This is a genomic window from Flavobacterium sp. 22659, assembly GCF_052044235.1.
Lineage (GTDB): Bacteria > Bacteroidota > Bacteroidia > Flavobacteriales > Flavobacteriaceae > Flavobacterium > Flavobacterium johnsoniae.
This window is the reverse complement of sequence record NZ_JBQEMU010000009.1, coordinates 85,989-112,144: the sequence shown is the minus strand read 5'-3', so window position 1 is coordinate 112,144 and position 26,156 is coordinate 85,989. Positions and strand designations below refer to the sequence as shown.

The window sequence follows — 26,156 nt, the reverse complement described above, 5'->3', positions numbered from 1 at the left end:
GCAAAGATTTATTTTTTTGTGCCACAGATTAAAGGATTAAGATGATTAAAAAAAAAACTCTTAAATCTGCTCAATCTGCGAGAGAAAAACTTTGCGACTTCGCGTCTTTGCAAGATTTACATTTGGTTCTGTTTTATTTTTTATTAAAAATATTTCATTTAATCTTAATACGCAATAGTGTTGCGCACTAAAATTTAACATATTGATTTTAAATCGGTTTTTTAATATTTTTTTATGTTAAAAAATCATATACTTTTACGCACAAATTTGATTCGACATATATGGGGAAACTTTACTTACTGCCTTTAAGCTTTATTTTTTTAATAACCACTTCAGTGTTTGCTTTTCATGCAAATGATAATTTAAACCTGTTTTTTAATAGTTATAAATTAACTGTTCCCCCTTCTGTAGATTTTAATTTTACAAATAATAACAGCTGTTCCGGCACACCGGTAACATTCAACGCAATAGTGAGCGGTGCAGCTCCTTTTGTTTACAGCTGGGATTTTGGTGATGGAACTACATCGACAGTTAATAATCCGAATCATACTTTTACAGCACTTGGCTGCGGATTCCAAAATTTTACCGTAAGACTGACTGTTACAGATGCAAATGGTGAGATAAATACTGTTGCAAAAACTGTTTCAGTTGCACAAAAACCTGATTTAAAGTTTGTAGATTTAAATGCGGCCGGATCTGCGAAACCTTTTGAGCGATGCGGAGATAATAATTCGAATCCTAAGTATACAATTAATGTGGGAAATAGCTCTGCTTCAGTTTCCTGTATTACTTCTTATAATGTTAATTGGGGGGATGGTACTTCAGAAACAAACGTTACGTTTCCCAGAACCCATGAATATCAAAAATTAGGGGCGTTTAATATGACTATTACTGCTTTAGGAACAAATTCCTGCAGTAATTCGATCACTTATGTTGTAAAAAATTCTAATAATCCAATAGGTGCTCTTATTGCGCCGGGTAATACTACCAATTTATGTACACCGGTTCCTCCAATGGATTTTGCAATAGGATCATGGGGACTGAATGCGTCTGATACCAATTATCAGGTAAATTATGGAGATGGTACGTTTCAAAATTATACGCAGCAGCAATTAGAAAGTTCGCCTTATTACAATAGTGCAAATCCTGGTGCGTCGCAAAATTTTCCTATTCCGCATACTTTTACACGATTTAATTGCCCGTCTGGAAATACAGTAACTTTAACGATAACAACATCTTGCGGGAGCACTTATTTAACAGCTGGTCCTATTATTATTTTAGATGTACCAACTGTAAGTTTTAATGTAAACAGTATAATATGTGCTAATACTTACGCTTATTTTAGCAATACCACAATGGCTGGTTATACTAATGGCTGCAGTACATACAATGTTTACACGTGGGATTTTGGAGACGGAACTCCGGTATCGAGAGAAGTAAATCCTGCACACGTATATACAAGACCAGGAACTTATACAATTACATTAAGGGCACAAACGCCTTGTGGAATAGGCAATACGGCAACAAGACAAATATGTGTTGAACCAATTTTAGAACCCAATTTTACTTTTGGTAATGCTTGTGCATCCAGTAATTTACAAATTACAAATACTACAGATACAAGTTTAAGCTGTGGTGTAGAAAGCTATTATTGGGAAGTAATTAATTATGTTGAAGGATTTTGCGGTAAAGAGTCAGTTCCGGGGGCAGGAAGAGGACAGTGGAATTTTGCTAATGGTACTTATTCTTATTCAAAAGAGCCAGTATTTAATTTTGTAATGCCGGGAACTTACTATGTTAGATTAACTACAAGAAACTCCTGCGGAATAGACCGTTCTATTGTAAAAACCATTCAGGTAAAAAAACCGCCGGTAATTACATTAGAAAAGATATCTGATTTTTGTAATTCGGCAACAATTAAACCAGTCGGAAAGGTAGAAGAAACTTGTGCTCCGGCCAGCGAGATTACCTATTTATGGAGTTTTCCCGGAGGAACGCCTTCATCGTCAACTTTACTTGATCCGGGGTCAATTAATTATACAGTCAGTGGAAATTATCAGGCAACTTTTAGTGTAACGAACAGCTGTGGGACTACCACAAAAACGCAAAATTTTTCGGTTAATACAGTTTTATCTCCTGTTATAACACCAAAATCTGTACAGATATGCAGCGGAGCATCTTTTCAGGTTACACCATTTACAAACGGAACAGATAATGTTCCTGCAGGAACGACCTATGTATGGTCTGCTCCTGTAGTTTCTCCTCCTGGAGCTGTGAGCGGTGCCTTTGCACAATCATCTCCAAGAACAAATATTAGTCAGACACTTACCAATAATACAAATGCACCGGCAACAGTTACGTATACTGTATCGCCAATATCTACGGTTTGTCCGGGACCAGATTTTACAATTACGGTAACGGTCGACCCATTAATTAAAGTTACTGAAACAATAAAAACAGGTACTTGTTTTGGCTCAAATGACGGAAGCATAACTATTGCTGTTGCTGGTGGAATTCCTTTTGCAACAGGAAATTCATATAATTTTTCCTGGACAGGTCCTAACGGATTTGCAAGTTCAGATCAAAATATTTCAAACTTAAGACCGGGGTATTATAATTTAAGAGTTATTGATAACGGAAGATGTCCTTTCAATCAAAGTTATTATGTCAGCGAACCAGGTAAATTTCAGGTCGTTGGAGAATCAAAAAATGACATTACCTGTTTTGGTTTAAATGACGGAAGAATTAATGTGTCAGTATCTGGAGGAACTCTGCCTTACACTTATGTATGGACTAAAAACGGAGCGTCTTATACTGCTAATACCGGAAATCCGGCCAATTTAGGACCTGGTGATTATAATGTTACCATTACAGAAGTAAATTCCTGTGATGTCCTGAATAGAAGTTTTACGATAATTGAACCTCCGTTGTTAAAAGTTAGTTATGTAAGCCAGGTAGATATATTGTGTTATGGATATTCAACCGGCGAAATTAATGTAACAACTACAGGAGGAAGAGCAACAGAAATTTCTCCGGGAATATTTAATTACCGATACAACTGGACTGGACCAAATGGATATAGAAGCACAGTTCAAAATCCGAGAAATTTAGCCGCCGGAACTTATAATTTAACCGTTACTGATAATTCTGGCTGTGTTTCTAATTTACAGGTTGTACTGCTTCAAAATGACGAAATAAAGTTAGATTATACAAAAACCGAAATAGCGTGCTATAATTATGCCGATGCTTCGATTACTATAAATAACATTACAGGAGGTGTTCCTTTTGCAACGGGAGAGCCATATATTATTAAATGGAGTAATTTAGGTTCAGGACGTGTACAGAATAACTTATCGGCTGGGACTTATGTAATAACGATTACAGATGCTTTAGGCTGTCCAAAAGTGTTTACAATAGTTATAGACAATGCGCCGGTATTTATGATAAAACCAGACGTAAGGCAGATTTCTTGTTTTGGTCAGAAAGATGCACACATACGTTTAAATCTCGTAGGAGGCAAAGCTCCTGTGCGACTTGTTTGGGATGATGATGCGACTGCTGGAATTGAAAGAAATAATATAGGGCCAGGAAAGTATTCTGTAACTATTACCGATGCAAAAAATTGTGAAATAAAAGAAACTTTTACAATTGTAGAACCATTATTGCTGGAAATAAAAGGAGAAGTTTCTAATACTTTAGATTGTACAAGATCCGATACCGGAGCAGTCAATCTAATTGTAACAGGAGGTACACAGCCCTATACTTACAGCTGGTCGAATGGTGCCAGGACAGAAGACTTAGTAAATCTTGTTCCGGGTAAATATACTGTTGTTGTAACAGATGCTAACGGCTGTAAACAATCTGATACTTGGACAATTATCAGATTTGATCAGCTTACACCTTCAATCGAAGTAATAACCGATCATAATTGTGAAACCAAATATGTCAAGCAAACCTTTGTAGGTCATGTAAAAGGAGGAATTCCGCCTTATACCTTAAACTGGTCAGACGGAATAGTTTCTGGAGCTAATAATGAAATTATGAATACCGAAAATAATGGTTTGGTCATATTTAGCGTAACAGACAGTTTTGGCTGTAAAGCTGAAGTAGCATACAATGTCAACACACCTGTTTTGGGTACTGCTAATTTCTCAACCGGATCTTATGGAAAAGATATGTATGATTTATACTCTATTTACGATCCAATAACTTTTACCAATTTAGCTACAGGAGATTTTACATTGATTTCATGGGATTTTGGAGACGGTAATTTTTCAAATGAAGAAAATCCAAAACATATTTATACTAAAGTAGGAACCTATACTATTAAGCAAACTGTCACTTATCCTTTTGGCTGTCAATATTCTTATTCTGCAACCATTAAAGTTGAGAAAGGTTACAGTCTCATAATGCCAAATGCTTTTACTCCTAATAATGATGGATATAATGATACGTTTGCTCCGGTATTTTTAGGATTATCAGATATAACACTGGATGTTTTTGATACATGGGGCGGTGTAATTTATACAGAGAAAGGAACCAATATTAGAGGCTGGAATGGTAAAGTAAAAGATATTGATGCCGAAAATGGAAATTACTATTACAAAATAACCTTAAAAACCTTTTACAACCATACTATAGTCGAAAAAGGAGCCTTTACACTAATTAAATAAGCAGCCAGAATTACCAATGAAATTAAAACTATTTACCATAATAATTGCATGTTGCTTATTTACAAAGGCAAGAGCTCAGGATCCTATTTTTACACAATATTTTTTAATACCCGAAACCTTAAATCCCGGATTTACAGGTTTTATGGAAACTACTTATGCAGGTATAATTCACCGTGAACAATGGCCGGAATTAGACCTTAGAATTGACACCGATTATGCTTTTGTAAATACATGGAGTGACAGCATGAACAGCGGTTTAGGAATCAGCTTTTTAAACCAAAGAGAAAATGTAACCAATTATAATTTCTCTCAGTTAAACGCAAATTATGCTTACAAAGTAAGGCTGAATGATTATTGGGAATTTAGACCCGGAATAGAAGCCGGATTTGGATTAAAATCATTTGCGTTCCAGAATTTACTGCTTGAAGATCAGATTAACATCCGAACAGGAGTCATCAATACCAGTTCAATGGATCCTATGTTACTGAACAGAAAAGCTACATTTTTTGATGTCTCTGCCGGAATGGTTTTCAATACAGACAAAGCCTGGATAGGTTTGTCAATGAAACATCTTAACAGACCTAATATTGCATTTAGTTCTGAAGGAAACGTGCCTTTAAACACCTTCTTTTCACTGAGTGCCGGTTACGAATTTTTGATAATAGATTATATAGACGTATTGCTGCTTCCGTATGAAACAAAGTTTTTTCTAACTTCAAATTATATGCAGCAAGGCCGATACAACAGACTTGACTTAGGAGCTTCTATATTATTCGAAAAAATATTTTTTGGAGCTACAGCGGTTACAAATCCAGCAAAAAATGGTGCCAACGGCGATTTAATGACCTCTGTAAATTTATTGACAGGATTGCAGTACGAACATTTAAGACTAGGTTTTTCTTATGATTTTAATACAACTAAAATTGGAAAAACAGGAGGTATTTATGAGCTTTCTTTAACCTATCAGTTTGATCTCCGCAGAAAATGTTTTGGCTGTCCTAATTACTCAGGAAATTAACTTAAGCAAACCTTTGCATAATATGGGCGTGTCCCTACGGGTCGGGCTTTCGGCTTTATTCCCAATTAACAAAAACTACGGCTAAAAAGCCTTGTTTTTCTAAATCGGGAGATACCGCTTCAATCCCTCACGCATCTCGATACAAACCCTAGAGTCCTGAAACCTCTGGACTCTAGGGTTTATTATTTAAACGTGATATCTACGTCAACAATAAAATCTCCTTTTCAATATTTGCTCTCGCTTTTTCCTCATATAAACCTCTGAATTCATTAGTTTGGAAAATAAATTCATTTTCCAGAAAATGCGTCAAGGCTTTGGCGCGCCCGGGTTTGTATAGAAAATCAGGATAAATGCGATATTCTTTTCTAATTTGCTCAAAATAGATTGTATAATCTTCCCAGTCTTTAGCAAGGATTTTCAAATCAAAATCGATTAACCAATTAATATCTTCAATTGCATTTTGCTGATGCTGCTGTGTTGCACAAATCACATCAAAAACCAATTGACGATCAAATTCCGCAAACCCGACAGGTTTTTGAAACCTGTCGGGTTTATCATCTGTAAAAATAGATACAGCATATTCGGCACTTTTAAGTTCGTTATCTTTCTTGGAAGCCGAATACACAAAATCATGATAAAAAATAGAAAATAATACTTCATTCGGATTTTGAAGTTTATCATGATACGTTTCAAAACAGGCAGCCATTTCTTTTAAATGCGTGAGATTATGATAATGTCTTGATTTTTTAGAATATGCCTTTTCTAAGTCAATCCAGTTTTTCTGTATTTCATTTGCTGAAAAGCCAATATTCGAAAGTAATTCAGAATAAATTTTCTCTAAATTCATGTTGTTTTTTTATTTAATCTATTAAAACCTCCAACGAAGCACAATATTGTAACTAATCACATTTGAATGTAGTAAAAAGCTCCGGAGGAGTTCAATATTTATAGCAAAATATTTATAGCCAATTATTTTACGTATTACCAGGCTCCAGAGGAGTTAGATATTTATAGCAAAATATTTACAGCAAAAAATTTATGGCCAACTATTCAACGTATTAACAAGCTCCGGAGGAGTTAGATATTTATAGCAAAATATTTATAGCAAAAAATTTATGGCCAATTTATAGACAACGGTTAAAAAGCTCCAGCGGAGCGACACCTTCAATTTTATTAATAATATATCGCCCCGCCGGGGCTTTTAAAATGAATCCTGAAATAGCTATAAATATATCGTCCCTCTGGGACTTATGTTTTTTGTAATTTGAAAATAGCTATAAATATGCCGTCCCTCTGGGACTATGTTTTTGTAATTTGAAAAATATCTATAAATATGCCATCCCGCTGGGGCTTATGTTTTTTTGTAATTTAAAAATATCTATAAATATACCTTCCTTCTGGGACTTACGTGCTTTTTTTAAATTAATTTTCCCTCAAATTTAAAATTCTTTTTTACTGCGCAAAATAATTGCGTAGTGGTTTTGAAATCTTTGCAATGTAAAAATGAAACAGTTATGAGAACTATTAAAATTTATTGTAGAGAATGTGAAATTGAATTGACTCAAGAATTACTAGAAATTCCTGAAGAAGATTTACGTTGGGTTGATAACAAGGATTTAATGCCGAAAAATAATTTTTCTGTTGTTACTAATGAATATTCTAACAAGAAATCTATAATGGTTGCTATTGATGATTATAATTTAAAAGATCATTCTGATAGATCAAGATTTATTGGATGTTGTGGAAGTTCAAATTTCAGTAGTTTAAATAAAATATGCCTTTGTGGTAATGAAGTTGCCTCAGAGATTTCAGATTGTTGGCTGAGCCATTATATACAATTCGATTTAAGTAAAGTATTCGCTAAAGAAAAAATAGAGGAAGATAATTATAAAGAATTTAAATTATAGAACTTAATTCTTACTACGCAAAATAATTGCGCACTAGTTTTGAAATCTTTGTTCAGAAATAAAAACAAACGTTCATAGAAATAAAAAAAGAATAAAACAGGTCAAGTTTGAGTTACTTCGAAAACACTTTCCAATGTACACACTTACACCATTACCTTTTTATTCAATTATATACGAAGCAGTAGCTCAGCGGATAGAGCAGGTAGTTTTGAAATTATCAATCAAAGGTCAATCAAAATTTACTTCTTACGCTTTTAACGTCCAGGTCGTGGGTTCGAATCCCACCTGCTTCACAATTAATGGTCAATTAAAACTTACTTCTTAGGTTCGACTCCTAACTTCCGAAAGGAAGTTGCTGGTTATTAAGTTTTAAAATTATCATTAATAAAAAAACGAGGGTCAAGATTAACTTACTTCTTTCGCGGTAGCCCGCTCCATTTTAGCTTAGTTAATTCATTACACTCCAATTTCAGGTCAAGTGTTTCTTACTTCAAAATCTTTTGGGTAGAACTAGAAGCACAATTATCTAAATTTTAAAAATTAAAAAAAATGAAAACAAAAGAATTATTAAAAATCAGTTTACGTCAAAATGCTATTTTCATTCCGTCAGAAATGATTACGAATGATATTAAAAATTTATCAGGAACAACTTCAGTTTTGTTAGCCAATGTTTCTAAACTTGGATTTACATTTTCTGAAACTTTACTTCACGCTTTAAACAACGTGAGCCCGAACTATAAAATCGAGGTTTTAGAAGTTTTGAGAGAAGTTTTAGGAACAGATAAAAACTGGACGCCATTGGTGAAAGAATGGAACGTTCCAACAGGCGAATCTGTTGTAGATCATATTATCACATATTTCAGAAACGTTTTTAAAACTAAAAACGGAACAACTTTACAATGCGGCCATATTATCCCGGATAATACTTTTCCGTTAGAAAGATACAATGGTTGTCCGTTCTGCGGAACTCCGTTTGAATTTGGAAAACTGGAAAATATCGGACAAGGAAGCAAATTGAAAATGCTTGAATTGTGGACAGAAAAAGATTTAAATGATTTCTATATATCATTATTGCAATCTAAAACCGCTTTAGACGCTACTCAGATAGATAGTTTAAAAATGGCAATGCAATATTTGCCTTTGCCAAAAACAGAAGTGGCAATGAAGGAAACTTTAATGCTCGTAATCGATCTTTTGATCGAAAATGGTAAAGAAGAAGAAGCGTCTCAGTTTTTGAAAACGCCTACAGATATCTTACGATACTTGTGGTATAAAAATACAGGAATGCTTCAAATTATTGAGCCAAAAACGATTATCAAAAGAACATCAAAAAATGCGCAGCATTTCTACAATGTTTTAGATACAAGCGTTCAGACGAGAATTGCATCAACAAATGATTTGAAACTAAAATATTCCCGAAAAGAATGTTTAATGGTGGCAAATTGGTTGAACAACATGAATATGGAAGTGGAGGCGATGTGCGAAACCATGCACCCAAAAAGAGGAATGTGGGTTCGTTTTATCCGCGCGCTTCGTTTGGCAGAATACAGCAAAAGAAAAGGATTCGAGAAATTGAACTTCTTAATGGACGTATTCTACAACCAAGTGTACGATGTTTGGCAAAGCAAAGTAGATTCGTCAAGATTGAAATTTGATGCCGATAAAACATTTGGATTATTGAAACAACGTCCGGGATTATTTGCACGTTCGTTATTCTCAAATATGCTTTGGTTTGGAGCAGAGGAAACTGTTGCTCATTTTGAAGAAATCATCGATAAAGTTCCGGCTCGATTGGTGTTTACATTGAATATGTATGCTCAAAATTATTTCGATAAAAACATGCAGAGAAGTGTGAAACCTTTGGGTGGAACAAACAAACGAATTGAAGCAAATCAGTTATTAGGATTATACGAAGATTTTCAGTTGGAAGCAATGAAAAACCAAATCGAAGAATTGTGTCTTTTAGCCATGAAAAAACGATTTGCAAAAGTTGCTAATACCAATAAAACAATCTATATCGATCCGCAATTGTTTAACATTCCGGTTTCTATAGGAGATCGAAGTGATACAGTTCAGGATTTGCCAGTTGCTTTAATGGGAACACGTTTCCCAGTTGAAGGAAACGAAGTTCGATTGTTTATGCAGTGGGGTAAAGAATTGCCAGCGCAGCATTTAGATATGGATTTGAGCTGTCAGATTGCATACGAAGATCGCTTAGATATGTGTTCTTTCAGCCGATTGACTACAACTGGTTGTCAGCATAGCGGTGATATCAGAAGTATTCCGAATAAAATTGGAACAGCCGAATATATCAACATCAACATCGACGAATTGGCAAAAGCCAAAGCAAAATTTGTAACTTTTACTTGCAACGCGTACAGCAACGGAAGTATTACGCCAAATTTAGTCGTAGGTTGGATGAACAGCAAATATCCGATGAAAATTTCGGAGAAAACAGGTGTAGCATACGATCCGTCGTGTGTAGATCATCAGGTTCGTGTAACGCAGAATATTGCCAAAGGTTTGGTTTTTGGAGTGTTGGATGTAGCCAAAAGAGAAATCGTTTGGTTAGAGATGACATTTGGAGGTCAGGTTGTAGGCGGATTGGATTTCAAAGGCGTTCAGGCGTTGTTGGCAAAACTAAACAGCAAATTGAATATTGGTAGTTTGTTACAGCTTAAAGCGGAAGCTCAAGGTTTAACAATCACCGAAAATGAAATTGCAGATGAGGTTTACACAGCCCAATGGGCGATGAATCCAGCGGTTGTTACGCAATTATTAATTGATTAAGTTGCAAAGGTTCATAGTAACAAAGTGACAAAGGTTTTGTAGAGGCGCACAGCTGTGCCTCTCCGTAAAGATTGGTAAATTTAATCTCGCAAAGGCGCAAAGGCGCTAAGTTTTTTTTGCCACAGATTATGAGGATTAAAAGGATTTTTTATCTGCTGAATCTGCAATCCCGATAGCTATCGGGAGCGTGAGAATAATCTTTAAGATACAGTAACCACAAAGTTTGTCATTTCGACTGAAAGGAGAAATCGCATGCGGGATTCGACAAAGATTGGCGAAGTTCTGTGCGGAGTTTCTAGTGTGATTTCTCCTTTCAGTCGAAATGACAAAAATCAAAAAAAATCATTTTAATCCTTTAATCTGTGGCTTAAAAAATAAAATCTTAGCGACTCTGCGTGAAATAAAAACTACGCAAAATAACTGCGTAGTAGTATAAAACCTTTGCACCTATGAACCTCTGTCCCGATAGCTATCGGGATTGTCCCTTAAAAAAGAAAAAAATGAAAACACAAATAAACGGTACAGATATATTAGAATTAGGATTCCCAGAAGGAAAAATAATTGGGATTGCCTTAAAAATAAACAGCAAAAGAAACGGATTCACAAGAGACGAAATGATAGCAAATTTCAAAAACGTCTTAGAAACTCCAGAAAACTATATAGACGATAAAATCTTCAGCAAACTGGCTGTGGCATTAATCGAAAAATCGAATGAAAAACCAGAAGATTTCATCGCTTTAAATCAGAATCCGAATGCATATTCCGCTTACGGACTGGATCATATCGAAGACGGAGCCAGAAAACAAATGGAAGTTGCCATGAAACTGCCTGTTACGGTTGCCGGAGCTTTAATGCCAGACGCGCACCAAGGGTACGGATTACCAATTGGGGGAGTTCTAGCCACAAAAAATGCCATTATTCCGTATGGTGTTGGTGTTGATATTGGATGTAGAATGGCATTATCTGTTTATGATATTCCAGAAGATTTTTACTTTGAAAACGAAGCTAAATTCAAAAGAGAATTAATTGCGAATTCTATTTTTGGAGCAGGTCACGGATTTCATGGTCAGTACAAATCAGATCATGCGGTTTTGGAGAACGAAACGTTCAATTTGAATCCGTTTGTGAAGAATTTGAAAGATAAAGCCTGGTCGCAATTAGGATCTTCGGGTGGCGGGAATCACTTTGTGGAATTCGGAATCATGGAATTTGCACAAGACGATGCGGTCTTGAATATCCCAAAAGGAAAATACGTCGCTTTGTTAACGCATTCTGGTTCACGCGGAATGGGCGCCACAATTGCAGGACATTATACTAAAATCGCCAAAGACGAATGTAAGCTTCCAGAAGTGGCAAAAAACTTAGCGTATTTGGATATGAATTCGCAATTAGGTCAGGAATATTGGCTGGCGATGAATTTGGCGGGAGATTATGCTTCGGCTTGTCACGAGATTATCCATAACAAAATGGAACGCGCTTTGGGTGCGACAATTTTAGCCAAAGTCGAAAACCACCATAATTTTGCCTGGAAAGAAATCTGGAACGGCGAAGAAGTGATCGTACATAGAAAAGGAGCAACCCCAGCTGGAAAAGACGTTATGGGAATCATTCCGGGAAGTATGACCGCACCGGGATTTTTGGTGAGAGGAAAAGGTGAGGAGAATGCCATTAATTCGGCTTCGCATGGAGCAGGAAGACAAATGAGCAGAACCCAAGCGATCAAAAACATCACACAAACCGAAATGAAATCGATACTGAGAGATCATGGCGTTACACTTATCGGAGCAGGTCTGGACGAAGCTCCAATGGCGTATAAAGATATCAATCAGGTTATGGAAGCGCAGAAAGAATTAGTAGATGTTGTTGCCAAATTTACACCGAAACTGGTTAGAATGGCTGATGACGGAAGCAAGGAAGACTAAGTTTTTTTAGTATTCAGTCTCAGTCACAGTTTTCAGTGTAGAGGTGTGCTGCAGTTCGTGTAACAGAATATGAATAAAATTAAAATAAATCCAAAAGACGAAGGTTCAAATCCTTCCTTCGCAGCAAATAAGTCGCGGTAGTTTAGCAAGGGAAAACAGTTGGTTTTAAATTAAAGAGAAATTAGTTTATATTTGTAAGTTAATAATTACAAATATGAGTTAAAATGATCGAAAGTAAAGAAGTAGCGACAAAAATTAGTGAGTTAATGCTCAATATTGGTAAGGAATTAAATGAATCTGTATTCCTGGTTCAGGAGCAATGCAGTGAGAGTGAATTTTTTAATTATCAAAAACAGGTTGGTATTATTATGGGAAACATTTTAATGGATGTCTTAAATCCATTATATGAGAAACATACAGACCTAAGACCCCGTGATCTAGAATAATGATTACGGATACTTAAATAATAACAGGTCACAAAGAGGAAAAAAAACTTAGGATCTCAGCCTCTTAGAACCTTAGCACCTTTTTAAAAAAAATGAACAAATATGAACGACTGAAAACAGAATTAGAAACAGTCGGAAATGGAAAGATGAAAGCATTTGGAGACTCAATGCATCCGATTTTAAAAAGCGGCAGTCTCTTAACTTTTCAAAAAAGCGAAAATTACCAAATAGGAGATATAGTATTCTGCAAAGTAAAAGGCAGATATATTGACGCTCATAAAATTATAAAAACCGACGCAAACAAAGGTTTTCTAATCGCCAACAATCACGGATTCGAAAATGGCTGGACCAAAATTATTTACGGAAAAGTGGTTGAAGCAGAATTTAAAAATGAAATTATTTATAAAAAGTAATTGAATGATGTTGGTAGATGATAAAAGAATAATAGCACTAATAAATGCTTTGGAATCAAATGGATGGAAAAATGCAGGCTTTAGCGATCAGGTTATAGAATGGTATTTTGCTGAGATTATTGAATTTGTTTCCGTTTGGAGTCCTCTGGGTAAAAAACTTTATATGGTTTTATTGATAAATGAGTTAGATTATCCTAAAAAGAACATTGTAGAAATTGGTTTTTCATTAGTGCCATGTAATGTTAGTAATACTTTTTTTGAGAATATTTATCTTAAGGATATTTTACAAACGGACTTAAAAAAATTTTGCGAAAGTATCAATAGTAAAGCTTTACACGATTAAAAAATCACAAAAAAATAAATAATAATAAAGACTCAAAGAGAAGAAACCTTTGTCACTCTGTCCCTTTGAACCTTTGCAACTTAAAAAAAAATGAATTACATAGACATAGGTATCAACCTAACCAACAAACAATTCCAAAACGACATAGACGATGTTGTACAAGACGCGATTGACGCCGATGTATCGCAAATGATCCTAACGGGAACAAGCGTGCGAAACAGCGAAGCATCATTAGAAATCGCAAAACAATATCCGGGAGTATTATATGCTACAGCCGGAATTCACCCGCATGATGCGAAGAGTTTTGATGCGCAGAGCATTTCGAAACTTCGTAATTTATTAAAGCAGAAACAAGTCGTTTCGGTTGGCGAATGCGGACTCGATTTTGATCGTGACTTTTCGCCCAGAAACAAACAGGAAGAATGTTACAAAGCCCAATTAGAATTGGCGATTGAAGTACAGAAACCTTTGTTTTTGCACGAAAGAAGCGCTTTTAGTTCGTTTATGAATATAACAAAAGACTATTTACCGCAATTGCCAAAAGCCGTTGTGCATTGTTTTACGGGAACTTTGCAAGAAGCCAAAACCTATCTCGATAACGGATTTTATCTGGGTTTTACGGGAGCGATTTCAGACGCCAAACGGTTCAGCCATTTAAAAGAAGTCATTCAGTACGTACCGCTAGACCGAATGATGATTGAAACCGATGCGCCGTTTATGCTTCCTAAAAATGTCCCGAACAGTCTCTTGAAGAAATACCACGAACGTCGTTGCGAACCTGCTTTTCTGCCGTATGTTGCCGGAACAATTGCACAGTTTAAAGGAATTACTTTAGCTAAAACAGCAGATGAAACGACTCGAAATTCTAAAAGATTTTTTGGGATTTAAATCTTAATTAATAAAGATTATTTGTTGGCTTTTAAATCAGGTGTTTGTACTTGGTTTGAAGGCTTTTTGTTTGTATATATTTGATTATACTCATTTTTAAGATGATAAGAATTTAGATTTGGCAGTAAATAAAAAAAAAGACTTTATGCGATTAGTAGCGGTTTATATTAAAAAACACGAGTTGTTATTTAATAATGAAACAATAAATTTTGGAGGAAAATATATTTATTCTTTTAATGAAATTGATAAGAAGAATTTAGAAATTTCTAGAATTAGAAACACAAAATTTATAAAGAAATTTTGGGGAAGAAATATTTCTTTAGTTTCTGCTGTAGTGGGAGCAAATGGTACAGGTAAAACTAGTTTACTTAGCATAATTAATAGATCATATAAGGATAAAACAAATTTTTTATTTATTTATGAATCAATACGAGACAATAAAACTCATTATTTGACTAAAATATTTAATGAAGAACAATCTAATTCTCTATCAAAAAAAGATTATAAAATTAATGTCATATCTCAGGATTTTGAATTAAATGAAATAGAAGATTCTCCATTTACTGAATTGTATTACTCACCTATTTTTGATGAAAGAGTTTTAGATTTTTATTCTCCGTTACGATTAAATTCAGATGATTCAAATAATACTTTAAATGATATTTTTAGACGAAATCTTTTAAACGAAAATATTTTTTTAAATAGTAAAACTAGTGATATTATAAAATCAATTTATGAAGATTTTCCTATTTACGAGTTCAATATTATTTCTGCAAATAGACTTAATAAAAGAGACTTAAGGAAAGTCTATATAGATACAAATATAGGATATGCAAATGTTCTGAAGAAATTTAGAAATGACATGCAATGGGAGTTTCAAAAAATTAAGGATGAGATTAATAGTGGAAAACATCAAGATATAGAAGGCTTAAAAATAAGTATGCAATATATCGATTATGTATTGAAAGTTACTGATAAAGATTTTTTGTTTAATATGTTTGATATTATACTTAATAATGTTTTTAATGATGAACAAATAGAAGAGAAGTTTAAAGAAATTTTTAAGAAAGATGAAGATATTGATTCAAAAATTGTTATTAATGAAAGTCTTTCAGTTGATCGGATAGATTATTCTGATCTTGATCACGATCAAAGACTACATTTTAGAACTAATTTAAATTCTTTGAAAAATTTATCGATGGTTGATATGTTAGATGTTATATGGGATGATTATCCAAATAATGTTCCAGAATCTAATCATTTATTACATTCCAACGATAATTTAATTAAAGATTTAGAAGTAAATATTTTATCGCTTCTTGTATTAAAAGATGTATATGCAATTAATGGTTTACAAGGAAGTTATGATTCATTAAAAATTATAGAAGAAAAAAGATTTGAAGTAAGATTAAATCATTTTCTGAAAAAATTTATAGTTCAAAAGCATGTTAATTTGTATAACAAAATTATAAGAGATTTAGGTGAAGATTTTAATGTTTTAATTGCAAAAAATGAAATAATTAAAATTATACGTGAAGATAAATTTAGTCAAGAAATAGGAGTTAATACTTTAAAAATTAAAGAAGATATTATAAATATTGTTGAAGTATTTTATGATATAATTGAATTTTATAATTTCATTAAAACCTTAGTTAAAAACAATGAAACAAGTTTAGAGATAAAAATAAAAGAAGAAAATTCTATAGATAACTTAAATTTATTTTTTAAAAAATATGAGCCTCTAAGTAAGTATTTTTCAGAGCTGTCTTTGCGAGATACTGATATAATTCATGTTAAATCCAATAAAAAATTTTCGTATGGAGAAAAGATGTTATTGAATTTATATTCTGTTTTGTATGAATTTTCTTTAACAAGAAAAAATGTAAAAAAAAATTATTTACTTTTATTAGATGAAGCAGATTTAGGTTATCACGCACTGTGGAAAAAAAATACATACATGCAATTACAAAAACGTTACCTGTAATTTTTAAAAATAATTTTAACTCGCCTAAGGGGAATGAAGAATTTTTAAATAATGAATTATTAAATCTTCAAATTGTTTTTACTACTCATGATCCTCTAACATTATCAGACATTCCGAATTCTAATGTAATTTATTTGAAAAAAGATAAAAATCCAACGATCGTTATTAATAATATTAAAGAACCAAAAAGCTCATTTGGAGCAAATATTACTGATTTATTAGCAGATAGTTTTTTTATAAATAATGGACTAATGGGAGATTTTGCAAAAGAGAAAATTAATGAAGTAATAGATATATTAAACTCAGTTCAAGTTTCAAAATCCAAAAGAGAATATATAGATAAAATAATTAATATTATTGATGAACCATTAATAAAGACAAAATTAAGAGAAAGATATTGCAAGAGATTTCCTGAAGAATTTTCACAGAAGGAAGAAATTGAACTTTTGAATGAACAAGCAAAAAAACTCGGTTTTGAATTAAAAAAGATATAATATGTTTCACATTTATTCATATGATGATGCAAAAGTTTTTCATGGTAAACTCGTTCAATGTTGGTTTCTTAAAAAAATAAAAGGAGGTAAAACAAAAAAAGATGGTTATAGTTGTAAAGATAATACTTGCTTAATCTGTAATAGTAAAATACAGATTGAAAAAGATTTGCCAAGTAAGCTAAAACTATTTTTACTTAAGGATGATAATATTGAAAAGTTAGTTTCTGGAATGCCAAAAGATTTACTTTCTTTGGTAGTTAATTTCGAAAAGATTAAATTTTCTAAAAGAGATCAAAAAAAAATTAGATTCTTTTTTATTAATACAGGCTATGAAAATTGGTTTCAAAAGAACCATTCGAAAGTTTTTCTCGACAAATTGAATCTGGACACATGTACATATTGTAACAGAAATTATACTCTTAATTTAATTGATAGTAGAGCTCGTGCAGAATTAGATCATTGGTTTCCAAAAGAAAAATATCCTATTCTTTCTTTGTCATTTTTCAATTTGATTCCAAGCTGTCATTCATGTAATCATATAAAAGGGAGTCCTAATATCAATTGGAAAGAAGCTTTAGATAATTATATTCATCCTTACGTAATTGAAAAAGATGAGACCTTTAATTTTGGCTTTAATTACGATCTATCATTAAATGATTATAAGGTTGAAATTGATGTTAAAAATGGTTCTAAGATTGAAAGGACATTAGTAGCAAATAGCCTAAAAGAAATTTATAGTTCAAATGCTAACAAAGAATTAAAAGATCTTGTTGACCTAAGATATAAATATTCAGATAATTATATTGACATTTTGATTAATAAAACGTTTAAAGGACTTATGACAGAAGAGGAAATTTATAGAATGGTGTTTAATATTGAAATGGATGAAAAAAAATACCATCAAAGACCTTTTAGTAAGTTTAAACATGATGTAATAAAAGAATTGAAAAAAATTAAGTAAAGGCATAATAAAAAAAAGCGCAAACCTCAAAGTTTTGCGCTTTTTTTAATTCTATATAAAAAGAAAAATCCTTATTTCAATTTCATCAATTTTTCTAAATATTCAACTTTATCTTTTTCAGCCTGAACCAAACGTTCGTAAAGCTCGACAACTTTATCAAGAGGATTGAAAGTGCAATGATTATTATGAGTATTTCCTTGAGCGCCAGTATTAGAACTATTATCGTAAAAGTTATTAAAGAAATTAAAAACAGATTCTTCTGTAAAATTTTCAATCGCTTCTACTGTTACGCCAAGTGCTTTGGCAATTTGTACCAGTTTATCAAAATCTACAGTTTCGCTGGTTTCAATTCCGGAAATAGTCTGCTGGCTAGTGCCAATAGCATCGGCAAGCGCTCCTTGTTTCATGCCGCGAAGTTCTCTAATTCGGCTGATATTTCTACCGATATGTTTGGGTCTGTTTACTGTACTCATAATTCAAAGGTATTTATTTTTTTTGATAAAAACAGCTATTCGTAAAATACAAGATCAATTGGTATTATACGATTTTAGTTCTTTCTTAAAAATGTAAATATATTCTTTTTCTTACTTTATTTCGTGTTTTGTTATCAGGAATTAATCAAAGGATAATCAAACAATAACCGAAGACCTTTTTGAGCAGAAATAATTTTAAAAGTTCCGTTTATGCCTTCCATTCTTAAGGACATATTACTCATGCCGTTTCCCTTTTGTGTGGTTTCAGATAATCCAATTCCGTTATCGATAATCATAATGCTGAAAGAATTTTCATTTTGCTCAAATTCAATAAAAATCTCATTTGCCTGGCTGTGTTTGTATATATTGTGAACAGCTTCTTTAACCGATAGAAAAAGATTCCGTCTGGCTTTTACCGTTAGATTCGTTTCCTTTTCGGGAACGTTCGAATTGAAATGCGAATCGATACTCGTTTTACTTAGGAAACGTTTGATGTACAAAGTCGTATATTCTATAAAATTACCAACAGTATCGTTTTGCGAGTTTAAACTCCAAAGAATTTCGCGCATGGCTAAATTCATATCTTCAGAAGTATTTATTATGGCTTCTAAATCTTCAGAAAAACTTTCCTGAGGCATTTTATATTTTAAAAACTCCGCCTGAAGTTTTATAGCCGAAATTCCCGCACCCAGATCATCGTGCATATCTTGCGAAATACGTTCTCTTTCGAGCTGAATGGCTTTTTGGCGTTCTAATTCTTTTTGCAGTAATTGGTTCTGGAATTCGCTTTCTTTTATTTGGTTTTCCTGCTGCTGAATAAGCTGTTTTTTGTTGTAAATAAAAACCATCATAATAATAAAGCATACAAACAACAGCATTATGATAATGGCGATAATGTAGGTTAGTTTTATTTCTGGGGGCAGTTCTCTCATTTTTTTATGTTTTTTGCGATTGTCTCGTATTTTACAAGAGAATAATAAAACAAAGCATACATTATAAAATTTACTACAGCTCCTATTTTTCTTAAAAGAATGAGGAAAAATTGGTCTTCTTTTTCGAATAAATACATAGGCGTAAACCTAAAAATGATATAAGTACTCCAGAAAAGTAAAGCGGTTGAAATCCAAAAATTTGGATCGTCGGTAATTTTACCTTCAACTGGAATATGAAGTTTTTGATAAAACCACAAAATGGAATTAAAAATGTAGAACAAAGCAACTAATATTCCCAATTGAGGTAAAAACTTAGTGCTTAGAATATCAATAAAAATTAAACTATAAGATAAAAGAAGAATGGCAACAAATAATCCAATTCGTTTAAAATTTCCGTTATAGATTCTCGAAAAATAGATTCCAAAAAACAGAATGCAAAATATTGCATATATATTAAAATAGACAGCAAAGTCAAATTGCTTTAAATAGGTTTTAATAATTCCAAAAAGTTCTAAACTCAAAGTTCCAATTAGATAAATGCCTAAATAGTTTTGAGCCGGAAATGTATATTTCCAGCCCAAAACTATTGCTTTTATGGTTGTTATGATTAAACAACCTATGTAAACAAATTGTAATACTTCCATTTAATTAAGGATAAACGGTTCCGAAATCGTAGCCAATGCTTTCAGCTACTTTTTTATTTGTGACGTCTGTAAGTATTAATGTGTTGTGAACGCTTATTCCAATACGATCATTCAATTTTTTATCAAAGTCTTTAAAAACGAAAAAATTAAGAATAAATTTTTTACTGTCAAATGTGTTAGAAAGTAGATTTCTTATCATGTATCTAATTACGTTTTCAATGTCATATTGTATAAATTCAGTACATTCTTTGTTTGTAGATTCTCTTACTAATTTTGAAGTTGTGTCCAGGAAGTTTTTTTTACAGATTGTAAATGGTTTTTTTGTACTTTCTATAAGTATACCATCTTTTAAAGTCCAGAAGAAATCTAAATCATGGTCGACTGTAAGATCTTTTGGAGCTTCTAAAGTTGAAAATGAAAAGCCAATATTTACATCTAAATCTTTGCTTTCTTTTATTAAATGGATTTTTAAATATTTAGCATCCTTCAAAAAAGCTTGACCGATTACTTTTATAAAACTATTATTGTCTATAAAAACTTTTTTATTTTGAATTTTTACCTTTTTTTGAAGATCTTCAAATGCTAAATCATATTTTTTTTGAAGTTCTGGATCAATTGGATCGTTAAATTCGTGTACATCTAGAAATTCAAATAATCTTTTTAACTCATCTTTGTTCATGGTTTTTAGTTTTTGGTGTTAAACTTATTAATAGCTTCAATTTTATTACTTACTTGTAATTTTCTGTAGATATTGCCAATGTGTTTTTTTATGGTGTCGATGGTGACATTTTTTTTATCGGCAATTTCTTTGTAGAGCAGTCCTTGTGCCAGCAATTCAAGAACTTCTTTTTCGGTTACGGTAAGCAAGGCCAAACTTTGTACCTGTACTTTCGATTCCTGAAAATGCTGTAAAACCCGCTTTGCAATTGTAAAACTCATAGGAGCGCCTCCTTTATGAGCTTCGAGAATAGACTGAATAATTTTATCGAGAGGATCGCCTTTTACAAGATAACCGCTCGCGCCAGCACGCAGGGCCGAAAAGATTTTTTCGTCGTTTTCGAAACTCGTGCACATTATAAAACTCGTTCCCGGCATTGCTTCTGTCAATTTAGAAACGATATCAATTCCTGATGCATCCTGAAGCTGAATATCCATTAAAACCACGTCTGGTTCCAGGTCTTCCAATTTTTGCAATGCGCTCTTACCATTAAAAAACTGAGCTGCGCATTCCATGTCTTCCTGAAAATCGATGATACTCTTCAGCGCCTGACTGTAATGTTTATCATCTTCTACTATGGCAACTCTTATTTTCATGTTGTTACATTTTCATTACAAAGTTGGGTAATAAGTATTTTGACCACAATTACCCTTTTGGGTGATATTTCAGAATTAAGCTTAACGTGGATAAACTTACAAAAAAATAAAGAAGAATGTAAGAAAAAAAATATCACCCAAAAGGGTAATTGATTGGTGTAGTGATCTCTAAATACATTTGAACCGTTAACTAAAAACATTAGAAATCATGAAAACAACCTTATTATTTTTTTTATTTTTTGGATTTATTGGCTATAGTCAGATAACAACTAAGACTATACAAGTTGACTTAAGCGTGCCGCATGAAAAAAGTATCTCAATATGTAATGATGTAGACTGCTATAATTTAGATGATACTAAATGGCTTTCTGCAAGATCGAGAGAAATGATTGCTGTAAAATTAATAAATGGGAATCCTTTGAAGTATACTTATAAAATTGACACTCAAAATCTTTCTCTTTTTAATGAGCCAACTGCTGCTGCTCAACAAATAATAGCAGAGACAAAAGCAAAAGCAGATGCTGACAATGCAAAAAGGAATATTGTAGAATCTCAAGATAGTGATAAAGATGAAGAATCTATAAAAGAGATTATTAACTATAATCATCAATTAATTCATGAGGTTGATAATTTGAGTATTGATGTAGAAAGTTTATATAAAATTTTAAAACTAAAAAATACGCTTGTTGAAGATGATTATTATGATAGAAACCAATTTATAAGCGATGCAAAAGACCAGTTGAAAAAAAGTTATGATTTATTAAATGCTTTAGAATTGCTAAAAGATAATTCGCAATATGCAAACGTTAAAGAAATTGTTGTTTTGACGAAAGTAAAAGCTGAAAAAAATGTTGAATCAATTATATCAAAATTCTACAACATTGATTTGAATGTTTACACACTTCCAATTGATGTACAAGGCAAAAATATTGATGCAGTAGAATTTAAACTTCATCGTTTTGATAAAGAAACCAAAGAAGAGGATTTGAGTTTCGCTTCAAAACCCTATAATGTTTGGATTAAAGGCGGATTTAAAATAGACGTAAGCGCCGGATTATTTTTTACTTCGCTTTACGATTCAGAACTTAGTACAAAAGACGATCCAGCCATTGCAGGCAATAAAATTATTACTTTAAAAAATGGTGGAGATTACGATTTAGCATTTGGTTCTACTATAAATACTTATGTTCGAATGAATTCCTGGATTGTGCCAACACTTAATTTTGGTGCTGTAATTACACAAAATGAAAAATTACAAGTGCTTTTAGGTGTTGGAGCTATATTAGGTAAACAAGAACGAATTATTTTTTCTACAGGTTTTTCTATGGGGAAAGTCACTAGAATTGCCGATTCTTATTCTGTTGGCGGGTCTTATAATCTGGGAAATTCCGGAGATGTTCCTACGCAGAATCAGTTTAAATTTGGGCACTTTTTTGGAATTACCTATAATTTAACCAAAGTTAAAAAAATAAGCCTCGATAAAGGAATCGAACAAAACTAGATAAAGAGACTTTTTCTTATTTTGGTGAAAAAGAAATTTTATACCAATAAAAACCCAAACCCTGCAAATACCAATTTGCAGGGTATTTTTTTGCAATCAAATAGTACTTTTAATTCGTAAGATTTTTTAACAATCAAAAGATATTCTTTTAAGAAAAACTTAGTTTAAAATTCTTACTTTACAATTTCAAATTAAAAGCCCGTAAAGATGAATAGAACCACACCAATTCAAGATTTAGAAAACAAAAAATATCCCCTTCTGCAAAAAAGTGACGGTTTTTCACTTCAACCCCGCACCAATACTACACAAACTAAACTATAAATATTTAGAAATAACGCTTGTTTTACACTATACATAATGAAAAAAAGTCTTAAATACATCGACGGAACTTCGGATAAATTCTGGGAAATCGAAGTTACAGGATCAAATTATACCGTGACTTACGGAAAAAACGGAACATCGGGAACAACGCAGACCAAAAGCTTTGGTTCTGACGAAGAGTGTCTCAAAATGGCCGAAAAAGTATTAGCCGAAAAAGTAAAAAAAGGATATTCAGAATCAGGTGAAGTTGATGTGGTTTCGAAGCCAAAATCGGCGAAAGCCAAAAACTCAGATGAGGTTATTGAAGAATATGACAGCATTATAAAAGCCAAAAAGATTACGCTTCTTTTGCCATTCTTAAAAGAAAAATCAAAAGGCAATATCGAAGTTTTAAAAAAGCACATTAAAAAATGCAAGCGTTACTGGATGACGTATACAGATTTGACAAAAGATCCGGGTTATGTAAAAAAAGACAAACACGACTACGGCTGGGGCCGACGCGGCGATATGGAACAAAATGACATTATCACCCTGAGCGCTATAGCCTTATTTGATAAAACTGATATTAATTCGTGGGATGAAGCCCTGCATTTGCTTAACGATATCGATACGAAACCTCAGGTGTTGGAAACCCTGATTTGGGCAAAACCAAACTGGCTCGAAACATTTATTCTTGATAAAGTAAAAAGACAGGATTGGGTAAGCTTTAATTATCATAATTTGAGAAAACTTGAAGATGAAGGATTACTGCAATTCAATCCAGAATTATATGCTTTGAGTTTAGCGGCAACAAATGAGTGGCGCGCTAAAATGAAAACCAGAAAGTTTATCGAAACGATTGTAAATGATAAAACAGGATATCAAAGAGATATTCCTGAATTGTTTAACTATGAAACGATTCTTCATAACAGTTTTTTCCGCGATAATGATAAACAAAAATATGACGAATTTCAGACCTGGAGTATTGTCTACAAAACGTTATTAGACGAGAAAAAAATGGATCGCAGTTTCTTTATCGAAAACGCCATCCAAATTCAAACCAAAGAATGGAACAACAACCTGAAATCTTTCTTTAGAAAAAGAATCGAAGAATTTCAGGCGACAGAAGATGAACTGGTTGTTCTTCAGGAAAATATATTTTCGTTTTTACACAACGCGTATCCGCCCATAACGAGTTACGGAATCGAGCTGGTAAAGAAAATCTACAATCATCCAAAATTTAAAACCAAATCATTCTTAGAATGGCTTGAACCTTTAATGATGCGCGGCGACTGCAAGGCAGCAATAAAAAGCGTTCTTCCGGTTTTAGAAAAAATAAGCAAAGCCAATCCGAAATTGAACAATCAAATCGCTTCAATTCTGGCCGATGTTTATGTGATTTCTGATTTAACGTTACAAGAAAAAGTTTCTAAAATTATCCTGAAAATAGGTTCTGTAAAAGACAAAGTACTGAAAGAAAAACTGAGTTCGTATGTTACTTTAATGCAGGGAAATATAAAATCAGGATTAAATCAGTTTTTAGATGAAGAAGCTTTAACGGCAGATCATGATACTTTAGAAGAATATCATTTTGAGCCTAAAAAAGAAACTTTGCTTCTGGAAGAAGTACAGCTTCCAAATGACTGGAATGATATTGTGTTTCAGTTTGGAAATTTCATTGCTTCAAACGAAACTTTGGATACCGAAATTTTAATGAATACCTATATTCAGCAGCGAGATTTATTTCCGGCAGATTATAAAACACAGTTGCAGCCGTATGAAAAACAGCTTCAAAAGCACTACTTCGAAGCCGTTCATAAAAACTTTATGAAGTCGTTTTTATCTCAAAAAATAGAAAATATCAACGCCAAATTTGACAGTAAATACAAACACTACTCAAAAATAAATACCAATCTATTAATAAAACCTTTACTGGAAAAAGTACAGGAGAAAATGGATTCAAATTCTACTTTGCCTTTGCTTTCATTTCCGAGTCATAAACCCTATTGGGTCGCACCAAAAGTTTTAGTAGAAAGAGTAATTCAATATCAAAAAAACAACGAAGAAATAGATTCAGTCGATTTAGCGATTGCAATAGCACGTATGCCGAGAGAAAATGTCGAAGAAGCAATTCCGTTATTAGATCAGGTTGAAGGAGAAATAAAACCGCTTTTATCATTCTGCCTTGGAGTAGACGAAAAACTGAATTTAGATTCGACTTCGTTATTTTCAAAAGCGTTGGCTGTTTTAGGAAAAACGACAAAAGAAACCGGAAATTTATCACTTTGGGCAACAGCAGCAAGAACTTTTTATCCAAACGATACTTTTACAGAATTTGAAAATACTTATTTAAAAGAGATTCCGTTTGTGGTTTCGCCCTTTGTTGCGGAAATAAAATTTAAAGAAAAATGGAACGAATGGACGAATTATCAAACCAAAGAAAAAGAAAGAACACCTTCTTGGTATGAATTAAAGTTTGATTTACCAAATTACACCAAAATTCCAAACTACTTATTGTACAGTCAGGATATTTACAATCGCGGCAACAGCTGGGATTATTTATTAAGTTATGCCGGAAATACCTATTACTGGCACAGTTTAACCCCGCAGAATTCAGATGCACTGGCTTTGACTTTATTACAAAATTGTGCCACTGGCGATGGCTCGAAACCAGAATTAAAAGGTTTTTTGGATGTCATGAACCGACCAGAATTTAGATCTTCTGAAACGACTCAGCTTTTATTTGCGGCCTGTTTCTTTCAGGAAAAGAAAGATTTACGATTACTGGCATCAGAAGTATTGATAAATTTAATAGAGAAACAAGCTGTTGATGTTGCTGTTTTTGCTGAAAAAGCGGCCAAACTGGCTTCAGAAAAATATGGTGTTTTCTTAAGGTTTTCAGACGGAATTGCGGCTTTAAAAGATATTTCACCGCTTCATAACAGCGCTTTACTGCAATTGTTCAATGCTTTTTTTGATAATCTTGATTTGAAAGACAAACTGCCGACAAATTTCAAAAAAATGGTCGAAAATTATGTCGATATTTTAACGAAAACCAATCAAAAACCTACGCCAAAAGCCGTTGCATTTTTTGAACAATGGAAAGACAATTCAGCACTTAAATCATTAGTGAAGCAGATTTTAAAATAAAGA

General features: G+C 32.8%; 20 protein-coding genes and 1 tRNA gene. 15 read left to right on the top strand and 6 right to left on the bottom strand.

Annotated features, from left to right (window positions below; all coding sequences use genetic code 11):
* Nucleotides 1–281: 281 nt before the first annotated feature.
* Together ACTJIW_RS11400 and ACTJIW_RS11395 are read left to right on the top strand one after the other, a co-directional pair.
* Nucleotides 282–4,673, top strand: coding sequence for a PKD domain-containing protein (locus ACTJIW_RS11400; protein WP_440715090.1), 4,392 nt, complete (start codon nt 282–284; stop codon nt 4,671–4,673).
* Nucleotides 4,674–4,689: 16 nt separating this feature from the next.
* The gene (locus ACTJIW_RS11395; RefSeq protein ID WP_012026714.1) at nt 4,690–5,691 is read left to right on the top strand and encodes a PorP/SprF family type IX secretion system membrane protein; all 1,002 of its coding nucleotides are present in this window, start codon (nt 4,690–4,692) and stop codon (nt 5,689–5,691) included.
* Between the two features lie 199 nt (nt 5,692–5,890).
* On the opposite strand, the gene ACTJIW_RS11390 is transcribed toward ACTJIW_RS11395, so the two are convergent.
* The gene (locus ACTJIW_RS11390; RefSeq protein WP_440715089.1) at nt 5,891–6,538 is read right to left on the bottom strand and encodes an HD domain-containing protein; all 648 of its coding nucleotides are present in this window, start codon (nt 6,536–6,538) and stop codon (nt 5,891–5,893) included.
* A gap of 667 nt (nt 6,539–7,205) precedes the next feature.
* Between ACTJIW_RS11390 and ACTJIW_RS11385 the strand changes: the two genes are divergently transcribed.
* The 11 genes from ACTJIW_RS11385 (at nt 7,206) to ACTJIW_RS11335 (ending at nt 17,839) form a co-directional block, all read left to right on the top strand.
* Entirely contained in the window at nt 7,206–7,598 is a 393-nt protein-coding gene (locus ACTJIW_RS11385) for a hypothetical protein (RefSeq protein WP_440715088.1), read from the top strand.
* Nucleotides 7,599–7,773: 175 nt separating this feature from the next.
* Nucleotides 7,774–7,891: transfer RNA gene (locus ACTJIW_RS11380), tRNA-OTHER, on the top strand.
* Between the two features lie 256 nt (nt 7,892–8,147).
* Entirely contained in the window at nt 8,148–10,388 is a 2,241-nt protein-coding gene (locus ACTJIW_RS11375) for a hypothetical protein (protein WP_440715087.1), read from the top strand.
* 500 nt (nt 10,389–10,888) lie between these two features.
* Nucleotides 10,889–12,310 (top strand): RtcB family protein, encoded by a 1,422-nt coding sequence (locus ACTJIW_RS11370; RefSeq protein ID WP_440715086.1) that lies wholly within the window; start codon nt 10,889–10,891, stop codon nt 12,308–12,310.
* Nucleotides 12,311–12,534: 224 nt separating this feature from the next.
* A complete protein-coding gene (locus ACTJIW_RS11365) occupies nt 12,535–12,756 on the top strand; it encodes a hypothetical protein (RefSeq protein ID WP_440715085.1) in 222 nt (73 codons plus the stop codon).
* A 92-nt stretch (nt 12,757–12,848) separates the two neighbouring features.
* The gene (locus ACTJIW_RS11360; RefSeq protein WP_440715084.1) at nt 12,849–13,169 is read left to right on the top strand and encodes a S24 family peptidase; all 321 of its coding nucleotides are present in this window, start codon (nt 12,849–12,851) and stop codon (nt 13,167–13,169) included.
* Between the two features lie 4 nt (nt 13,170–13,173).
* Nucleotides 13,174–13,512 (top strand): hypothetical protein, encoded by a 339-nt coding sequence (locus ACTJIW_RS11355; protein WP_012026707.1) that lies wholly within the window; start codon nt 13,174–13,176, stop codon nt 13,510–13,512.
* 90 nt (nt 13,513–13,602) lie between these two features.
* Nucleotides 13,603–14,400: a TatD family hydrolase gene (locus ACTJIW_RS11350; protein WP_440715083.1), complete on the top strand. Its 798-nt coding sequence runs from the start codon at nt 13,603–13,605 to the stop codon at nt 14,398–14,400.
* A 145-nt stretch (nt 14,401–14,545) separates the two neighbouring features.
* Nucleotides 14,546–16,384, top strand: coding sequence for a hypothetical protein (locus ACTJIW_RS11345; RefSeq protein ID WP_440715082.1), 1,839 nt, complete (start codon nt 14,546–14,548; stop codon nt 16,382–16,384).
* Nucleotides 16,339–16,878 (top strand): hypothetical protein, encoded by a 540-nt coding sequence (locus ACTJIW_RS11340; protein WP_440715081.1) that lies wholly within the window; start codon nt 16,339–16,341, stop codon nt 16,876–16,878. Before ACTJIW_RS11345 ends, ACTJIW_RS11340 begins: the two co-directional genes overlap by 46 nt.
* Nucleotide 16,879: 1 nt before the next feature.
* On the top strand, nt 16,880–17,839 hold the full coding sequence (locus tag ACTJIW_RS11335) for an HNH endonuclease (protein ID WP_440715080.1): 960 nt from the start codon (nt 16,880–16,882) through the stop codon (nt 17,837–17,839).
* 71 nt (nt 17,840–17,910) lie between these two features.
* Here the strand turns inward: ACTJIW_RS11335 and ACTJIW_RS11330 are convergent, their stop codons facing one another.
* From ACTJIW_RS11330 to ACTJIW_RS11310, 5 genes are all read right to left on the bottom strand, one after another.
* Nucleotides 17,911–18,312 (bottom strand): helix-turn-helix domain-containing protein, encoded by a 402-nt coding sequence (locus ACTJIW_RS11330; RefSeq protein ID WP_440715079.1) that lies wholly within the window; start codon nt 18,310–18,312, stop codon nt 17,911–17,913.
* A gap of 134 nt (nt 18,313–18,446) precedes the next feature.
* Entirely contained in the window at nt 18,447–19,244 is a 798-nt protein-coding gene (locus tag ACTJIW_RS11325; RefSeq protein ID WP_440715078.1) for a sensor histidine kinase, read from the bottom strand.
* Complete coding sequence (locus ACTJIW_RS11320; protein ID WP_440715077.1) at nt 19,241–19,888, bottom strand: hypothetical protein; 648 nt, start codon at nt 19,886–19,888, stop codon at nt 19,241–19,243. Before ACTJIW_RS11320 ends, ACTJIW_RS11325 begins: the two co-directional genes overlap by 4 nt.
* A 4-nt stretch (nt 19,889–19,892) precedes the next feature.
* A complete protein-coding gene (locus ACTJIW_RS11315; RefSeq protein WP_440715076.1) occupies nt 19,893–20,567 on the bottom strand; it encodes a hypothetical protein in 675 nt (224 codons plus the stop codon).
* A gap of 5 nt (nt 20,568–20,572) precedes the next feature.
* Nucleotides 20,573–21,202, bottom strand: a complete 630-nt coding sequence (locus tag ACTJIW_RS11310) for a response regulator transcription factor (protein WP_440715075.1) — start codon at nt 21,200–21,202, stop codon at nt 20,573–20,575.
* Between the two features lie 208 nt (nt 21,203–21,410).
* On the opposite strand from ACTJIW_RS11310, the gene ACTJIW_RS11305 reads away from it, so the two are divergent.
* Together ACTJIW_RS11305 and ACTJIW_RS11300 are read left to right on the top strand one after the other, a co-directional pair.
* On the top strand, nt 21,411–22,703 hold the full coding sequence (locus ACTJIW_RS11305; RefSeq protein ID WP_440715074.1) for a hypothetical protein: 1,293 nt from the start codon (nt 21,411–21,413) through the stop codon (nt 22,701–22,703).
* A 357-nt stretch (nt 22,704–23,060) separates the two neighbouring features.
* Nucleotides 23,061–26,153: a DUF6493 family protein gene (locus ACTJIW_RS11300; protein ID WP_440715073.1), complete on the top strand. Its 3,093-nt coding sequence runs from the start codon at nt 23,061–23,063 to the stop codon at nt 26,151–26,153.
* Nucleotides 26,154–26,156: the final 3 nt, after the last annotated feature.

Bases quoted from the DNA above. Each gene is read 5' to 3' on its own strand.
- ACTJIW_RS11400 (WP_440715090.1), top strand. From the start codon at position 282: ATGGGGAAACTTTACTTACTGCCTTTAAGCTTTATTTTTTTAATAACC.
- ACTJIW_RS11395 (WP_012026714.1), top strand. From the start codon at position 4,690: ATGAAATTAAAACTATTTACCATAATAATTGCATGTTGCTTATTTACA.
- ACTJIW_RS11390 (WP_440715089.1), bottom strand. From the start codon at position 6,538: ATGAATTTAGAGAAAATTTATTCTGAATTACTTTCGAATATTGGCTTT.
- ACTJIW_RS11385 (WP_440715088.1), top strand. From the start codon at position 7,206: ATGAGAACTATTAAAATTTATTGTAGAGAATGTGAAATTGAATTGACT.
- ACTJIW_RS11375 (WP_440715087.1), top strand. From the start codon at position 8,148: ATGAAAACAAAAGAATTATTAAAAATCAGTTTACGTCAAAATGCTATT.
- ACTJIW_RS11370 (WP_440715086.1), top strand. From the start codon at position 10,889: ATGAAAACACAAATAAACGGTACAGATATATTAGAATTAGGATTCCCA.
- ACTJIW_RS11365 (WP_440715085.1), top strand. From the start codon at position 12,535: ATGATCGAAAGTAAAGAAGTAGCGACAAAAATTAGTGAGTTAATGCTC.
- ACTJIW_RS11360 (WP_440715084.1), top strand. From the start codon at position 12,849: ATGAACAAATATGAACGACTGAAAACAGAATTAGAAACAGTCGGAAAT.
- ACTJIW_RS11355 (WP_012026707.1), top strand. From the start codon at position 13,174: ATGATGTTGGTAGATGATAAAAGAATAATAGCACTAATAAATGCTTTG.
- ACTJIW_RS11350 (WP_440715083.1), top strand. From the start codon at position 13,603: ATGAATTACATAGACATAGGTATCAACCTAACCAACAAACAATTCCAA.
- ACTJIW_RS11345 (WP_440715082.1), top strand. From the start codon at position 14,546: ATGCGATTAGTAGCGGTTTATATTAAAAAACACGAGTTGTTATTTAAT.
- ACTJIW_RS11335 (WP_440715080.1), top strand. From the start codon at position 16,880: ATGTTTCACATTTATTCATATGATGATGCAAAAGTTTTTCATGGTAAA.
- ACTJIW_RS11330 (WP_440715079.1), bottom strand. From the start codon at position 18,312: ATGAGTACAGTAAACAGACCCAAACATATCGGTAGAAATATCAGCCGA.
- ACTJIW_RS11325 (WP_440715078.1), bottom strand. From the start codon at position 19,244: ATGAGAGAACTGCCCCCAGAAATAAAACTAACCTACATTATCGCCATT.
- ACTJIW_RS11320 (WP_440715077.1), bottom strand. From the start codon at position 19,888: ATGGAAGTATTACAATTTGTTTACATAGGTTGTTTAATCATAACAACC.
- ACTJIW_RS11315 (WP_440715076.1), bottom strand. From the start codon at position 20,567: ATGAACAAAGATGAGTTAAAAAGATTATTTGAATTTCTAGATGTACAC.
- ACTJIW_RS11310 (WP_440715075.1), bottom strand. From the start codon at position 21,202: ATGAAAATAAGAGTTGCCATAGTAGAAGATGATAAACATTACAGTCAG.
- ACTJIW_RS11305 (WP_440715074.1), top strand. From the start codon at position 21,411: ATGAAAACAACCTTATTATTTTTTTTATTTTTTGGATTTATTGGCTAT.
- ACTJIW_RS11300 (WP_440715073.1), top strand. From the start codon at position 23,061: ATGAAAAAAAGTCTTAAATACATCGACGGAACTTCGGATAAATTCTGG.